Annotated in this window: 3 protein-coding genes (1 of these 3 cut by a window edge); all 3 read left to right on the forward strand. The window is 59.8% G+C overall.

The window, feature by feature from the left end; translation table 11 throughout:
* Tightly spaced (at most 51 nt apart), the 3 genes in view from ON753_RS26035 to ON753_RS26045 form a layout consistent with a single transcriptional unit that may run on beyond the window.
* Positions 1-14437, forward strand: partial view of a hypothetical protein gene (locus ON753_RS26035; protein ID WP_265966911.1) — the 3' portion only. It extends 13283 nt beyond the left edge of the window; only the last 14437 of its 27720 coding nucleotides appear in the window; the start codon falls outside the window, past its left edge; it ends in the stop codon at positions 14435-14437.
* 51 nt (positions 14438-14488) lie between these two features.
* Complete coding sequence (locus ON753_RS26040; RefSeq protein ID WP_265966912.1) at positions 14489-16369, forward strand: efflux RND transporter periplasmic adaptor subunit; 1881 nt, start codon at positions 14489-14491, stop codon at positions 16367-16369.
* Between the two features lie 10 nt (positions 16370-16379).
* Entirely contained in the window at positions 16380-18527 is a 2148-nt protein-coding gene (locus ON753_RS26045; RefSeq protein WP_265966913.1) for a peptidase M50, read from the forward strand.
* The last annotated feature ends 121 nt before the right edge of the window (positions 18528-18648 follow it).

The raw sequence follows: 18648 nt of genomic DNA on the forward strand, positions 1-18648 counted from the left end.
TGCTGACACGCTGGTCGAGCTTGGCGACAATGCGATCCTCAGCTCTAACCGGGCGCGGCTGGCCGCGACCTCCGACAGCATCTACATCCGCGCCGAAGGCGACGGGCGCGGGGCCGGCTTCTACGGCGAAGGCACGTCGACCGGCGATATCGATGCCTTTTTCGATGCCGACGTGACCCTCAGCCAAGGCTCACAGCTCACCGGCTATGAAGGTGTCGACCTGATCACCAAGTATGACAACGTCGACACACATTCGAAGGCATTTGCCCGGGCGACGGGGCTCTTCGGCTTCGTCGACGCCAATGCCAACAACGAGACGGACCTGCGTTCGCATGTCACAGGCGCCGGCAACGGGGTGACCGATGCCCAGGTGACAGCTGGTCCGCGCGCATTCAACGACGCAATTCTGGCGCATCCGACGAACTCTGGCATTCCGAGCGGGGCAGACGAGCATCTTGCCTTCTGGATTTCAACGGAGAACGGCGGCAGCATCAGCCGCAGCGTCGATGCCGACGTCAGCAAGCGCTCGCTTGCCGTGGGGGATGCAGATCCTCTCAACGAATCCTCGTCCCTCGATGAAATCAATTTCTACGCGGACGTCCTGATCCTGTCCGGACGGTCCCCGACCCTCTTGGTCAAGACGCTCTCAATCGGTGCCAACGGAGAAATCGAGGAAGCTGTCGAGATTACCGTGAACGACAGCACGGGTGGCGGCGGTTCCGCCGAGGGTGAGGGCGATACGATCCTGAGCGACAGCATCGTGGTCAACGACATCACCAACCCGGGTCCGGGCGACGTGGCATTCAAGACCTCCGCAGCGTCCGGGTCCGACATCGCCGGCTCCGGCGGTACCTGGACATTCCGGGAAACCCTGCAGAAAGTCTCGATCACCAACAAGTCCGACAAGGACATCATTATCAACGACATCAGCGTGGCCGACGGCGACCAACCGGTTGTCTGGTTCGATCCGACGATCTCCGGCATTGGCGGAACGCCGGGTGCCATGAGTTTTACTATTGAACAGGAAGTCGCTCCGACGCTCATCGAGATCAAGAGCCTCGGCATTGAAGGCTTCGCCTCCAGTGCGGATATCTACCTGAACGGGTTCATCGACAATCCGATCGGTACGACCTTCATCCTGAACGCGGTCGGCTCAATCTACGGGACAAGTGCGCGCAGCGGCACGACATCGCTCGTACGAACCCATACCCTCAAGATGGAAGCATCCGGCAGCGTCGGACATTCGAACCCGCCGGCGGATGTCGGCAATCCCGATGGCTATCTCGCATCGCGGGTCAACGTCGATCTCGTCGACAGCGCCGGATTGCCGGAAGCAACCTCCTTCAAGACCGGACAGGTCAACGCACTCACCGATGAGATCTTCATCGGACAGGCGAACCAGTTCGTCACCGGCCAGCTCCTGCAATACGACCGCACCAGTGGGTCCGTCATCGGCGGGCTGAGCGATCTCGGCTATTACTACGCCGTAGTGTCGGACAATGGCCTGAGCGTCGGCCTTGCCTCGACCCTCGCGGAAGCAAAAGCCGGGGAGAAGATCAATCTCTCCACATCCGGAGGCTTCAACGACACCCATGCGCTGACGAGCAAGGAATCCTTCACGGTCGATGCAGGCCAGGACATCAAGATGGATCTGCGCGGCATGCAGCGGGAAGGCACGGCCGGGGTAGATTTCTACATCATCGACATCGACCGCGTCGAAGCGGGGAACACTATCGATCTGGTGTTGCAGTCCAGCCTCAACCAGACCGGCGCCGGCCTCTTCGGCGGCGTCCTGGTGAAGTGGGACAATGATACGAACGGTGAAGTCCACTACACCTTCTTCGACCAGAACGACGGATCGCAGCAGCCTGCGAGCCGGGGTCTGTTTGCCAATTCCAGCACCAGCATCGCCTCGACCTATGACTTCCGCGGGCGGAATCCGTCAAACGGGCTCTACGAGCTGCCGGGTCTGGAAGCAGGAGGCATCACGCCGACCGGTAACATCATCGTCAGGGCAGCCGAGGATACCAACCTTGCCGCCAACAAGATCGTCAACGTTCTCGGCATTACGGAGATCAACGGCACGGGCGACATCGACGTCCTGACAAACGGCTATATCGCGCTTACCGAAAAGACCGGCGACATGCAGGTCGAACGGATCCGGTCGAACGGCTCGGACGTGCTGCTCTATTCGCCGATGCGCATTCTCGACAACGACCGGGATTCTCTGCCTGAAGAGGCGGATGTCTCCGGCGAGAACATCACCATGGTTGCGGCAGCGGGCTTCGTGAACCCGGACCACTCGCTGGTTGCCTCGCGCGTGCTCAACCCCAACCCGCTGAACCTTTCCAGCGGACTTCTGGGCGGTATCGGCATTCCTGGAATTCCGGGAACCGGTAGTCTCGGCAATTTCCTGGAAATCAACGTGGACTACAACAATACCGGCCCGGATGGCGTCCTGCGTGCCTATGATACGACGGCTTCCACGACGCTCGGCATCTTCATCGACGAAACCGTCGGCGACCTTCATGTTCACACGGTCGATACAGACCGCGACGTGTCGCTGCGCACGACTGCAGGCTCCATTGTGGACCGCCGTCCCGGTGAGGTAAATCCGAACATTCTCGGGCAGACGATCGATCTCGATGCCAATGGTGCCGGTGCAAGCATCGGTGAATTCGGCAATGATCTCGAAATCGACAGCCGCCGTGGATCGACCAATTATGGGGACCCGCTGGCCGGAGACGCTGAGTCCAGCAATGCTGCGCAGTATCTCCAGAACCTCAACGCCTGGTTAAACACGGACGAGGACGATGTTGGACTGGAAGCAACCAACAGCATCTGGTTGACGGAAACCGATGCCGAACTGCGTCTCGTATTCGCTCACACCTATCTTGGCGACGTCACTCTTACGGTTCGCGAAAGCGGGCAACTCGACGAGCACCTGTTCCTGATCGACAGCGGAACGGCTCTCTTTGCCGAGGACAACACAACAGGGCCCGGGAACCAACCAGATTGGGACCGTTTGGTTCCGAATGGGCAGGTCTTCGCGGAAATGGGCACGGTGACGCTGCTTGTCGGCGACAGCGTCTTTACCGATGAAAACAGCGAAATTCTCGCGGCCGAAGGCATCGTCCTGCGCGGCGACCATGGCGATGACGATTTGAACTACGGCACCAACCTCATCCTGCGCGGGCGGATTATTGCCGGCGCGGACGTGACCCCGGGAAGCCAGTCCGGCAACATGCCGGTCGGAACCGCGGCACCTTCCGAACTCGCACCGGTGCATCTCACCCAGATTTTCGGCAACGCCGATGTCGATACCATCCAGTTCGGCGATCCGACCGGGCTCAGCGGCGGCACGAACCTTGGCGATGCAGGCTATATCTCCCTCGGGTCCAAGACCCGGGTCTACGGCAGCGCGTCGACGGTTGCCGGCGTCGCCAATGACGGCGAAGACCGGATGACGGTCTACTACCTGCAAGACACGCTGACGCGGACGTCTCCGGATACGGCAGATGTCGTCGCCCAGCACACGCTGACGCTCGACGGCCAGGCGGAGAGCGATCTCTACAAGATCTATACCACCGGCTCGAACGGCGTCGGAGACCGCAACTACATCATCAACATCCTCGACAAGGGTGATGAGGATGACGGTGTCGACGAAGCGTTCATCTATGGCATCGACAGTACCGCTGCGAACAAGAACGGCAGAGATCCCGGTACCGGCGATCTTTATCCGGAAGACGATATCTTCCTGCTGCGCGCGGGCGTCGACATTCCTGGCGAGACCGGATTTGACCGTCCGGGCACGGTTGCCATGCTTCATGGCGTGCTGTCGACCTATGAAGACGTGGTCGCGGGCAACGAAAGTTCGTCCGAAGTCCAGCGTATCAACTACGACACGGGCCTCAACGGGCGCCTGACCATCGAAGGTCAGGGTGGCAACGATGCGTTCTTCACCGACGATACGACTGTGATCACCACGCTCGATGGCGGACTGGGCTACGATACGTTCCAGATCGGACAGATCTTCGGCGCGAACCGGAATATCGCGGAAGGCAATCTTCTTGCAGAAGATGTCTTCAGCAATCTGGTCGCAACGACCCGCGGCTGGCTGAGCCCGGGCATCACCGCGCCGCTCGTGGCACAGGGTGGCACCGGCAACGATATCTTCCGCGTCTATTCCAACCAGGCCGAACTGCGCCTGGAAGGCGACGACGACAACGACCTCTTCATCGTTCGCGCCTTTGCGCTTGCCGCTACCGTCGATTTCGACTGGAACAATGACGGCATGCTGGACAAGGCAGATCTCGATGACGGTGTCGCGGTTCTCAGCGCCCTCGAAGACCTGAGAGACGGTGAGGATCCGGACAACCCTGGAGATGATATTACCGGGGAAGCTGCAATTGATGCGCTTGACCTCAACGCGGTGCTGGGAACCAGCTATAGCGGCGCGGAAATCACCGACTACAAAACTGCATTGAAGGCCAAGCTGCCGACCGACGGCGGCGCACCCAACTATGTGTTCGACGTCAACGACGACCTCAACATCAACTATGTCGACCTGACCCTGACCCAGGGCGATTTCACCGACGACACGATCGTGCTGGATGAGGACGGCGTCGCGACGCCACAGATCGGGCTCGGCTTCTCCATCGGCCAGGCACCCGACATTCGGGCCGGCGGCGGCCAGGACGAAGTGCAGTACAACGTGAATGCGCCGGTCTCGGTCGATGGCGGCACCGGCTTCGACAAGCTGGTCATTCTCGGCACCGAATTTGCCGACGACATCGCGATCAGCAAGGACGGCATCTTCGGCGCAGGCCTCAACGTGCGCTATTCGACGATCGAGGTGGTCGAAGTCGACGGCCTCGAAGGTGATGACGAGTTCTTCGTCCTGTCGACGGAATTCGGCGTCTCCTATCGCGTCATCGGTGGCCTCGGCTCCGACACGATCAACGTTGCCGGCGATGTGGTCGAGGACATCGTTACCCGCGAGCTGGAAGGCGTTTCCGGCGCGGTCGACCACCTCGTCACGTCCGACGACATTCTCTACGATAACCTGCTGGTCGACGGTTTCGACTACAATGTGGCTTCGCCCGAAGAAGGCCTGGTCGTCATCAATGAAGAAACCGGGGGCGTGACCGATGGACGGACCGTCGTCGGTGAAGAACTGAACATCGGCGATCAATATGCCGACCGTTACACCGTCCGCCTGGCCGAGGAACTGGCTGCCGGACAGGTGGTCTATGTGACCGTCTCCGCGGCGCGTTCGCCGCAAGAGGAGCGGGACGACCTGCTGGATCATTCGACGGTCAGCCTTGGCGGCGTCAATCAGGGCTTCCTGCCGAACGGCGAAGGCGACACGATCTGGCTGTCGACGGTCGATCCTGGCGCAGTTGTCACCGATGGCGACTTCCAGCGCACGATCCTGATTAACGGCATACCGACGCAAATCGACAACCGTGCGATCGTCCTGCGGTTCGACCATACGAACTGGATGGCCGAACAGGACGTTTACGTTTTCGCGCCGGACGATACCCGTGCCGAGGGCGACAGGGTCGTCGTCATCCAGCATTCGGTCATTTCAAACTACGACCTTTACGATGCAACCGACGTGCGCAATGTCGAAGTCGAGGTTCGCGACAACGACACGCCCGGCGTGCAGGTGTTCGAAGTCGAGCCGGGGTCCTTCATCGAGGACAACCGGACCCTCGTCATCGAGGGAGAGGACCTGGGCGGCGGCATATATACCGGTTTGCAGGACGAAATTCTGGTTCAACTTTCCAAAGCTCCGGAGGTTGGTGACCTTATCGTTGTGCGTCTCGATCTGAACACCGATGCGGACGCCGCGATCAAGCTGCTCAATAGTTCGCTCAACGCGATCGGCCATCAGTTCGACGAAGCATCGCGGACGATCACCTTCGACCACACCAACTGGGACAGCCCGGTCCGCGTCGTGATCGAAGCCTGGGACGATTACGTGCCCGAGGATCCCTATACCGCAGTCATCAACTTCGTTCGCGACGAATCTACCGTCAATGCCGACGGGAACTATATCTTCCCGAACCTGCGCTCAGGCCCGGGCATTCTAGATGTCGAAGTCATCGACAATGAAACGCCAGGTGCGGTGACGCTGGAAAGCGGCGGCACGACCCTCTTTATCAAGAACGACCCGACAAGCACCGACGACTATCTGATCCGGCTGACCCGCCAGCCCGGCCTCGACGGCCTGGTGGCCGATACCAGCAAGACCGTCGATGTCGCCATCCTGACCGACGGTCTGGCCGATGTCACCGGCATTACCGACGGCGATGGTATTGCGGTGCCGGTTGTCTATGAGAAGATTGGCCAGTTGCGGCCGACCCAACTGTTCGAAGGCTCGATCATCTTCGAGAATGACAGCGGTGTGGGCACCATCACGCGCGGCACCGGCTTCGATCTCGGCAGCTTCGAAGACGAGGGTTGGGAGGTCGGCGAATATCTTCTGATCGGTGGCGCTGGTGCGTCCTATGACGGCCAGTATTTCGTCGCCGACGTAACCCATCAGACGATCACGCTCGACAAGTCCTTTGCCGGCCTGGTCGGTACCGACGAGATCCTGGACGTGGTGACGCTCTCCGACCTGACGCCGGAATTCCTGTGGTCGGGTGAGGTGACAGTTGAAAACGGCATCATCGACGAGCAGCTCAGCCATGAGGCAGGATCCGACATCCATGTGGATCGTCTCCTGCGCACCGGACTTGCTTCGAACGAACAGGGCTGGCTCGGCGAAGGCTTCCTTGAAGGCCAGCGTGTCCGCATCAGCGAACTCGACGTGAACGGCGCTCTGACGGGCAACTTCGCGGACTTCAAGATCGCCATCATCCGCGGGGACAACGACACCAAGGACGACCGGCTGCAGTTCACGCTGGAAAACAATCCGGGTGGTGCAGCCGCAAGTGCTCTTCCGGCATGGTTCTCCGGTACGCTCAATGTCGAGGTCAGCCGAATTGCCGTCCATGTCACCTTCTCGGGCGATCCGACGGCGGCAGATGCCTGGTTCAAGCAGCAGAATGTCGAACTGGCGGCGGATCCCTTCTACGAAGTTCCATCGACACGCGAAGGCGTGAAGGTCTTCCCGGTCAGCAGTCATCTTCTGTCGAAACTGCGCGGACCGCTTGCGGTCGAAGGCGGCCCGACAGGCGCCGACCGCTCGCTCACCAACGGCGTCAAGCTGCCGGGCGAAACCGACAGGTTCCTGATCGCCATCGGTCAGCAACCACCGGAAAGCCAGCAGATCGACGTCTTGAACATTTTCCACGATACCAGCAAGGCCAACAACAACGGCACAGTCGGCGGTTATGTCGATGAATTTGGCGACGTGCAGCTGCGGCCGGCAATCGAAGGCTTCGGCATGGCCGAAGAACTTGACTTCTCGATCTATGGCGGCACGGATACGTTCGGCGAACCGTTGATCGTCCCGGGCGGCATCAGTTACGGCAAAGTCAACTTCGGCGCCGGCGGCTTCGGCACGGACGCTGCCGAAAGCTCGATCGAAGTCATCAACATGATGCTCGGTGAAGGCAACGACTACATTGAAGTCTACGACACGCTGCACGAAACGCCGTTTGTCTCCGCGCAGCAGATCTTCGAGTTCGACAACTCCTGGAACGATTCTGACTACGCATTCCTCTATGCGCAGCAGCCGGAGTTGCAAGGCAAGAACGTCATTCAGCGCGACAACTTCGACTGGAAATCGCAAGGGTTCCTGGTCGGCCAGACGGTCACCATCGACGGCTATGATCCGGAGACCTACAAATGGACGATCATTGCGATCGAGGATGCGATCGAATATTTCGACGCCTTCGGCGTTCCGATCATCGATCCGGAAACCGGCGAACCCTACCGGGATCCGAACGACAACTCGATCCTCGTCCTCGACGGTTCTGACTTCCCGTCGCCGCTTTCCGGCGAACAGAAGATCATCGGTCTCGACCAACTTGTCAGCTACAACCTTCTCGGCGTCGACATCGGCGACGGTCCGGTTGCCTCTGCAGTGCTCTCTGGCTTCGGCGGCACCCTGACGCGGTCGGATGGCCGCACATGGGAAGAAGACGGTTTCCTCGTCGGACATCTCGTCAACCTGAGCTATCTGGATCCGGACAGCGGCGAGACCGTGTCGGGCGAATGGCGCCTGGTTGACAATAACGACGCGATTGCCGACGACGGCTTTACCATCACGCTTGAGGGCGAGGACATCCCGACCGCGGCCCAGCTGGTGATCACCGCCTTCGTTCAGGGGCCGCATGGCACCCTGACCATGCTGCATGGCGGCGGCAACTCCTGGACCCAGACTACCGGCAATTTCGATCTCGCCTCAGGCGAGCACGAAATTGACGGCGAACCGGTCAATGGAAACTTCGTGCTCCGCAACGACGGCCGGAGCTGGCAGGCGGATCGCTATTCGGTTGGCCAGTATGTCCAGATTTCCGGCGAGACGCACACGCGGATGGTGCTCGGCTTTGCCAATCTCGACGACTTTGCCGCTGCCCCCTTCACCGGCGCGCCTCCGGCGGATGCCTTCGAGATCTGGGGTGATGACTCGGTCATGATCCTCGGCGGTCCCGCTTTCGCAGCGTCCGACGACGTCGTGCTCAGCGTGCATGTGGCCGAAGCGCTCAAGACCGAGATCACCCAGGTGGTTCACATCGCGGTCGAGGAAGTGACCTTCAGCGGCGGCACGTCCTTGGAGACGACGGTCGAGCTGACGGTTCCGGGCACGTCCTGGACGGATCAGGGCTTCTATGTGGGCCAGACTGTCTTCATCGAAGGTTATGCCGGCGGCTTCACCATTGCCGACATTATTGAAGGAGGCACCAAGCTGGTGCTGCTCGATGCAGCCCTGCACGACTGCGCCGATGCCAGCGGCATGGCCAAGCTGACCATCTTTGGCTACGACGTCACCCTCGACGGCGGCAAGCGCGTCGGCGGTGATCACTTCGTCATCAATGGCGGCGCCGGGCCGGACAGCCCGCTCGTCATCTATGGCGACACCAGCCAGGACGGTGTCTGGTATTCCGGTCACACCTACGACCGGCTTGGCCTTGAATTCGGCGAAAAGCCCTACGACCCGTTCACGCATTTGCCGGACGGCGAAAACGAAGATGACGAATGGATCTTCCCGCTCGCCAATCCTTACAAGTTCCACGGCAACGACACCATCGACGCCCGGAATCTGTTCGCGAATCTAACCGACGACGAAATGCCGACCGTCGGCTTCACCGCCTATGGCGGCGCTGGCGACGACCTGATCTACGGCAGCCAGGCCGGTGATCATCTTGCCGGCGGCTCCGGTGACGACACCATCTTTGGTCAGCGCGGCACCGACCACATCTATGGCGACAGCGGCGTCAATGTGGACATCCTGACCCGTGCGCTCGATATCGCCACGGTCGACAACAGCCCTGAACCGACCGTCGATGACGGTCTCGAAAAGACGGACAGCACCTTCAAACCGGCGCCGTCGCTGGTGCGGGACGATCTCGTCGCGGGCCGTGATTTCATCGACGGCAACGGTGCGGTGGATGAAGACGGCAACCTCTTGCAGGATCTGCCGAACATCATCTTCGGCGACCATGGCGTGATCAAGCAGTTCGTCGCGGATCCGAACGAGCCGCCGATCCTCCTGCAGAAGATCCAGACGACCGAACTTTCCTCGATCCTGGAAATCAACTCGGTTGAATTGCAGAACGGCGGCGACGACATCCTGTTCGGCACCAACCTGCCCGATATCCTGATCGGCGGCGCCGGCAACGACATGATCGACGGCCGCGAGGAAGATGATCTTATCTTCGGTGACAACGTCTACCTCACCAGGATGGGCGAGCCGGGAGATGTCAATCTTCTCGACGACATCCTGAACGCCAGGTTCCAGGCGCTTGCCGGAGCCCTTCTCTATGCAAGGACCGACCGTGCTCTACCGAACGGTGTGGACCCGATCTATGCGTACGCACCCGACGGTCAGCCGGGAGCCCTCGGCGGTGAAAACAGCGGCCTGCTCCTGACCGACGGCATCAAGCGCAACTACCGCGATCCGTCCGGGCCACAGTGGTGGAGCGAATACGAGATCGACTATGCCGCCCTGCATACGTTCGAGTTCGACTACGGTAATGCCGGTGACGGCAGCTTCGGCAACGATTATCTCGCCGGCGGTGCCGGGCATGACGAGATCTTCGGCCAGCTCGGCAACGACGTTATCCAGGGTGACGGATCGATCGACAGCGCGGCGGCAGCGCAGGCGCATGTCGGCGCGGCACGCTCGCCTGCCGGCATCGAGGATCCGATCGGTCCGCTGAAGGTCGTCGGCAGTTTCGAGGCAGCCTCGGACGGCGAGGACTATATCGAAGGCGGCGGAGGATGCGATGTCATCTTCGGTGGTCTCGGCCAGGACGACCTGGTCGGCGGTTCGTCGACCCACTTCAGCCTGGTTACCGCGAACAGCAGACCTGACGGCAACGACACCATTTTTGGCGGTGCAGGGACTCAGATCGACCGCAACAACGGCTTCGACAACAATACTGCGATGGAAGTCAATCCTCTGGAAGATGGAACGGCGGTTGGTGAGCTTCACGCACGCGATTCCGATACGATTGCCGGCGACAATGCTGATATCATCCGGATCGTCGGGATCAACAGCTTCCTTGATGCTACGCCGGACGTGAATTTCGGCGGTGACGGAACCGGCGAATGGGATCCAGACAGCCCGAACTACGTGTCCTTTGCCTATGATAATTATGGCAATGAAAAGCTGATCGTGCGCGGCGTGCGCCTGCTCGACTACACGCCAGGCGGGCCTGACTTCCGGCCTGACCACTTCGATCTCGATGCTGGTTTCGATGACCCGACCATGCGCGACATGTTCGGTTTCGAAGCTAAAGTGGATATCGGCGCGGGCGATGAGATCCACGGCGAAACCGGTGACGATACCATCTACGGAGCGGGCGGAAACGACTCGATCTTCGGCGACGCCCAGGACGATGACATCATCGGCGGCTGGGGCCACGACTGGATCTCCGGCGGTGTCGGCACCGACGGTATCCTGGGCGACGACGGCCGGATCTACACCAGCCGGAACTCCGCGACGCATGGCGAAAATCTCTTCGGGGTCGAAGCTTTGCTCGACCGGGATCCGGACACGCGCACCAGCCAGGGCAACGTACTCAACGAGTTCATCTATACTCCCGGCCAGGTGCAGACCGAACTGATCAATATCGCCGATCAGTTGAAAAAGAGCGTCGACCTGACCCCGTTCGATCTGGCACCGGGTATCGACGATCCGTTATTCGTGACAAGCTTTGCCGATGACATCATCTTCGGTGGTCTCGGCGACGACTTCATTCATGGTGGCGGCGGCGACGATGCAATCGGCGGCGGCGAAGCACTGTCCGAGAGTTACGCTCCGCGCATTGCCGGATCGGAACTGGACGAGAACGGCCAGCTTCGAGACCTGATCGGCCTGGTTCGGATCGACTTCAGCCGGCCTTATAACCCGGGCAACGTGCTGCTCTTTGGAGCGGACACGAATCCCTGGAATGCACCGAAACCGGTACAGAGCCGCCTTGGCGAGTTCTACCTCTATGACGAGTATGACCCGCGCCGGGTGATCCTTTTCGACGAGATCGCAGGCGAGACAGTGGTGTGGAAGGACGACAGCGTCGATCCGTCGACGCTCAAGCACTACTTCCTCAACCAGCTCGACAATGAAGGCTTTGACGTTCTCGGTTACATCGACTTCAAGCCGAACGGCGATCCGATAGGGGATCAGGTTGCACGCGAAACGGATGGCGATGACCGGATCTTCGGCGATCACGGCAACGACTGGATCGTGGGCGGAACCGGACGAGACCGTACCTACGGCGGCTGGGGCAACGATCTCCTGAACGCCGACGATGTCTTCGGCGGACCGGGCACCAGCTACGACGATACCAGGGGTCTCAACGATGCCCCGGATACACATCTGATCTGGGAAGACCGTGCATTCGGCGGTGCCGGACTCGATATCCTGATCGGCAATACCGGCGGCGACCGGTTGATCGACTGGGCTGGCGAATACAACAGCTACATCGTGCCTTTCGCACCGTTTGGCATCGCGACTGTCAGCCGCCAGGTGCCGCCGCACCTGTTCGACTTCCTGTCGGCACAGGCCGCCAGCGACGGCGTCGATATAACGCGGACATCGGATACCGGCATTCACAATTCCTACAGCCGGTATTCCAACGTGCGTCAGTTGCTCGGCGATCCGTTCGGGGAAATGGGTCTCGTCATGCAGCGCGACCACGGCCTCTGGCAGGATCAGACGGGCGGTCCGACCGACCCGCAGCCAGGCAACATTCCAGGTGGACGCCGCGACGTTCTCCGTTCGGCTGATGTCAACGACGGGGTCAATCCGTTTGCGGTCGATCAGGGCAATTTCGTCGTCCAGCAGGGCAAGGTTGCCGTGACAGCGGAAAGCAAGACCAGCCAGTCCGCAGCTGTCTTCTATGTCGATGCCTACTTGCCCGTTTACTACGAAATCGCTGCCAGCTTGACCGCGCAGAAACCGACCGGCGGCTGGAAGGCGAACGCCTATATCATCTTCGATTACTATTCGGAGACTGATTTCAAATATGCCGGTATCAATATTTCGAACGACCAGATCGAAATGGGCTACCGCGACGAGACTGGTTGGCATCAGGTGGTCAAGTCGAACAAACCGGTTCAGTTGAAACCCGGCCAGAGCTACGATGTGCTGGTCGCCGTCAACGGCACCAATGTGACTGTGGCGGTCGCAGGTGTGAACTGGTTCAGCTACACGTTCGACCCGCGCATCGTTGAAGGCGTGCCGGTTGCGCTCAATCGCGGCCTGGTCGGCTTCGGTAACGACGGCTCGAAGTCAACGGTGGACAATTTCACCGTGCAGATACTGCCGCCCGAACTGACGCTCGACTATACCGACAATTTCGATGGTGCCGGGACATACGAACTGACGGCCTCCGATGGCTGGGCAATGTCAGCTGGGCGGTTGGTTGCAGAAGGCGGGGCACAGGTCAACACCGTCGATATCGGCACGAAATTGCAGGTGAACTCCTATCTTGAACTGGAAACGGCGTTCAACTCGCAAGGCCTTGCCGGCATCGCGTTTGATGTCTACGGCCCGAGCGACTACAAGTTCGTCGCACTCGATGCGGCCAATGATCTCGTACTCGTCGGCCATGTCAGTCTGAAGGGCGGCTACCAGGTGGACGCTACTTACAGCCGGGCGATGGTCGACGGCGTCGATCACAAACTGCGCCTGTCGCTGCTCGGGGCTTCGGTCAGCATCAGCGTCGACGGTGCCTTCGTGACCAACCACGGCTTCTACTCCGCCTTGGTGGACGGTGGCGTCGGCCTGATGAACGGCGACCAGCTGGCGTCGTTCGACAAGCTGAGCATCCGCACGAACGATCCGTATTTCGATACTTCCGACAATCTGCTTTCGGCCGGATCGAATGCCATCGTCGGATCGGTCGATCTTGCGATCACCCGCGAGGATGCCCTCGGCCTGCTCGACGACGCCATCGTCGTCTGGCGGGAAAGCGGACAGCTCGATGCTTCACAGCTCGCCGCCCTCGGCAAGCTCGACATTCAGGTGGTCGATCTGGCCGATGGCGAACTGGCGCAATCTGTCTTCGGGGCGATCCTGATTGATCGTGACGCCGCTGGTCATGGCTGGTTCGTCGACCTGACGCCGCTCCAAAACGAAGAGTTCGTTGAAGGAGACGGCGGATCGCAGTTCGCGATTTCCGGCGGCCCCGCCGATGGACGGTACGACCTGTTGAGTGTTCTCGTTCACGAGGTCGGACACCAGATCGGCCTGGAACACAACGGCACAGGTGTCATGGCAGAAACGCTGCAGGCTGGCGTGCGCCAGTTGCCGGATGCCAGTGGCGACGGCAGTGCAGGCGCGACACGGGTCTATGACGAAACGCTCGGGTTGTTTGTCCACCCGGCAGCGTTGGATCTGATGCACTCAGCCGGGATATCCGGCGACGAAGTTGATGGATATTCCGCCCCAGCCGGTCTTGGCGGCACCTTAGCGCCACCGCCGGCAGGGAACGGTCCGTCCGCTCCGCAATCCAATGGCTCGTCCGCGGCACCCGCGGCCACCTCAAGACAGGCAAACGGCCAGGTCGCTGGTGTCCTTGAATCTCTGCCGCAAGTCAGCGCGGCAGGTGAGGCCACGGCCTGGGTCTTCGACGAGACGAGCGGAACATTTGTCAATGCTGCGACAGATACCAATGCCGGCAACGGAGTGGATCAGTATGAGCAGGATTCCGACAACGACGATGACGCCGACGGTCTGGGCGGGGCATTGGAATGGAAGGCCCGGCAGGGACTGTTTGCCCGCTTGTCGGGATTGTTCAGTCTCCGGTGAGGTGGCTGCCACGATTGGAGGAGTAACCGCTTTGGTTCGAGTTTGGTGTGAATGAGTGACCAGAGTGCAAGTGAAACCGGACCGGTCCGGAGCGAAGACGGCTCCGGAGCGGTCAGCTATGCCATGCTGGACCAGGCGTTGTGGAGCCGTTTCCGCAGTGCCCAGTCTCCTGAAGAATTCATCGACTCTTGGCTGGCTATCCTTTGCCGGCAGTTTCCTGGAAACGTCACCGGCGTCGTGTTGATCGGCGATCCGGAGGCGGGGCCTTTCGTGCCGGTCGCCTACTGGCCGGAAAGGTCCCGGGTCGGCGAACAGCATCTGATTGCCGCCAACAAATCGCTTGCGAAGCGGCAGGGCATGGCCATGGCAGCGGCCGGTGACGATGCACCGTCTCAGATCGTTTCAGGTCCCCTTTTCGTCGACGGCAAACTCTATGGCGTCTGCACTGTCGAGGTGTCGCAGCAGATTGCAGCCAATACCGAGGTCATGCGCAAGATCCAGTGGGCGGCAGGTTGGGTGGAAGCCTTTTTCAGGCGCCGGCTCCAGGAAGAGGAGCAGGAACTCGGCGAACGCAGCCGGCTGGCGTTCGACATGCTTTCTTCCGTGCTTGAAGCCAAGGGGGGTATCAGCGCGGCGACCTCGCTGGCCACGGAAATGGCGACGCGCCTCAAGGCCGATCCCGTAAGCGTCGGCTTCGTGAAAAGGCGCAAGTGCCGCGTGGCGGCAATTTCGCACGCGTCCGGCTTCGGCAACAAGATGAACCTTATCCGCGACATCGGCTCGGCCATGGATGAAGCGGTCGACCAGAATGCCGTGATCGTCTACCCCGCCGAGGAGACCTGGGAATACCGGGTCAGTCTCGCCCACGAGGAGCTGGCTCGGCTTCATCGCAGCGGGGCAATCCTTACCGTGCCGCTTCAGGCGGGCGGCAAGATCATAGGCGCGATGACGCTGCAGAGGCCGGCAGGCAATCCATTCGACGGGGCGACGGTGGACCTGTGTGATGCCGTCGCGGCTGTTGTCGGTCCGGTCCTTCAGGAAAAAAGGCTCAACGACCGATATTTAATCCTCAAGATCTTCGACTCTGCCGGGGAACAGCTCAAACGGCTGTTCGGAGCGGGTTATTTCGGCCGCAAATTGGCGACCGCGATTGCCGTCGCGCTGGTGACGTTCTTCAGCCTTGCCACAACAGACTATTCCGTGACCTCGCCGGCGATTATCCGCGGCACGGTCCAGCGGACAATCGTTGCGCCGTTCAACGGGTATGTGGCCGATGAAGGGGTCCGGTCGGGCGAGCTTGTGAAGAAAGGGCAGGAACTTGCCCGGCTCGATGATCAGGACCTGAGTTTCGAAAGACTCCGGCTGGCAACCACGCGCCAGCAGAAGATGACTGAATATGACAGGGCCCTGACCCTGCACGAAAGAGCCGAGGCGCTGATCATCAAGGCGCAGGTGGAACAGACCGAAGCCCAACTTGCGCTGATCGACGAACAGCTTCGCAGGACGCGGTTGGTTGCACCGTTTGATGGCTATGTCGTCGAAGGCGATCTCAGCCAGTCGATTGGCGCGGTCGTCGAGCGAGGCGAAGAACTCTTCAAGATCGCGCCGCTCGATTCCTATCGGGTCCTCCTGGAAGTGGACGAAGTCGACATCGGCAACATCAAGATCGGCCAGAGTGGAGTGCTGCGCGTGACCGCACTTCCGCGGGAGCCAATGACTTACCGTATCGAGCAGATCACGGCCATTTCCGAACAGAAGGAAGGACGGAACTATTTCCGGGTCGAGGCCAGTCTCGACAAGGTCACAGGGCGCCTGCGGCCCGGAATGGAGGGGATTGCGAAAACGTCGGTCGATACACGGCTTCTCATCAGCACCTACACGGAAAAGATGATCAACTGGATCTATTTGGCCACGTGGCGTTGGATACCTTGAGGGCTGCTGGATGGAACAATCGTATTTCAGCCAGTCCTGGTATCGCGTCGCCCAGCTTCACCTACGCCTGCGCGCGCATGTCCGCATTCACCGGACTATTTTCAGAGGGCAGCTCTGGTACGTAATGCAGGACCGGACTTCCGGTCGGTTCCACAGGTTTGCCCCGGAGACCTACTTCGTCATCAGTCTGATGAATGGCGAGCGAAGCATGCAGGAAGTCTGGGATATTGCCTGCGACAATCTCAGTGAAAAGGTGATGGCCCAGGATGAAGTCGTCAATCTGCTGGGGCAGCTGCATGCGGCCGACGTCCTTTTCGGCGACGTTCCGCCTGACATCGAGGAAATCGCCGACCGCGGCCGCAAGAGTCGCAACCGCAAGCTCATGATGAGTTTCATGAACCCACTGGCAATCCGCCTCAACCTGATCGATCCCAACGAATTCCTGAATGCGACCTATCCATTGGTTCGGCCATTGTTAAGCTGGTTCGGGGCGATGTTTTACGTCGCCTTCGTCGCCTATGCCACGGTGCTGGCCGGTATGAACTGGGATGCGCTCACTGAAAATGTCACCGACAGGGTGCTGTCGACGGAAAACATCGTTCTCCTGCTGCTCTCCTACCCGGCGATCAAGGCTCTGCACGAACTCGGACACGCCTATGCGATAAAGCGCTGGGGAGGTGATGTTCACGAGATCGGCATCATGATGCTGGTGTTCATGCCGGTTCCTTACGTGGATGCGTCCGACAGCGCTGCCTTCACCGGCAAGTGGCAGAGAGCGCTGGTCGGAGCCGCAGGTATCCTTGTCGAGGTTTTTCTCGCCTGCCTGGCACTGATCGTGTGGCTCAATGCCGGCGACGGCCTCGTGCGGGCATTCGCCTTCAACGTGATGCTGATCGGCGGCGTATCGACGCTGTTTTTCAATGGTAATCCGCTGCTACGTTTCGACGGGTATTACGTGCTCAGTGACCTTCTCGAGATCCCCAACCTCGGCAGCCGGGCCAACAAGTATCTCGGCTACTGTTTCAAGCGGACGGCTTTTGGCATCAGGTCGGCAACGTCGCCGGTCACTGCGCCGGGTGAAGCTTTCTGGTTCGTCACTTATGCGACAGCCGCCTTCTGCTATCGGCTTGTCATCATGGCAACCATCGCCGTCTTCGTCTCACAGAAATTCTTCATCATCGGAACATTGATCGCGATCTGGGCGGTCATTCTGATGATTGGCGTTCCGCTTGGAAAACACACATGGTTTGTGTTGACGAGCCCGCAACTGCGCAAGAACCGAGGCCGGGCGTTCGGCGTCGTCGGTGGGGCATTGTCATGCATTGGCCTTGTGCTTTTTGCGATTCCGCTGCCCTATTCAACGGTCGTAGAAGGGATCGTCTGGCTCCCGGGAAAGGGGGTTGTCCATGCCCAGTCCGACGGCACTGTTCTGGAGCTGCTGGCCATGCCCGGGCAACAGGTTGACCCCGGAAGTCCGCTGATGCGGCTGGAAGATCCTCTTCTGTCCGGCCGTGTCGCATTGCTGAGCATTCGCATTCGCGAGCTGGAGCACAGGCTCGACAAGCAGGACCGCGGTGATCAGGCCAATGCCCGGATCGTCCGGCAGGAACTTCAACTGGCTCGCGCAGACTTTGAGAATGCGCAGATCCGCGAACGCGCACTCGTCGTCAAGGCGGACAGCAAGGGCACGCTTGTCATCCCCGGAGCCAAGGATCTTCTCGGCCGGTTCGTGCGGCGAGGGCAACGCGTGGCCTACGTTGCACAGTTCGAAGATCCGCCGATCCGCGTGATCGTTCCCGAAGGCAGTGCGGACCTCGTGCGCAACAAGAGCCAGCAGATTAAGGTCCGTTTCGTTGAAAAACCGCAAATTGAATATCAGGCCAAAATCGCACGCGAGGTTCCTGCATTGAGCGATACCTTACCGAGTGCGGCTCTCAGCACCATGGGAGGGGGAAAAATTGCTCTGGATCCATCGAATACTCAGAGTAACCGTACGTTAGAAAAATTGCTGCAGCTTGATGTCTTTTTGACCGAAAGTCAGATAACATCCCGTGTGGGAAGTCGAGTGTTCGTAAAATTTTACCATGGAAAACAACCTCTTGCGGAGCGTCTCTATCGATTGTCAAGACAGGTTTTCCTGAAATTGTTCCAAATCTAGACGTCGACGTCGTTGTGTCTTTCATTTAAAAAAGCTAGGATGCCTTCAAATAAAGATAACAAAAATAATGTATAAGTTTCTCCCGCTAGACAATGTACCCGTGTAAATCAAAGGGGAAATC

The organism is Roseibium salinum, assembly GCF_026240905.1.
Lineage (GTDB): Bacteria > Pseudomonadota > Alphaproteobacteria > Rhizobiales > Stappiaceae > Roseibium > Roseibium salinum.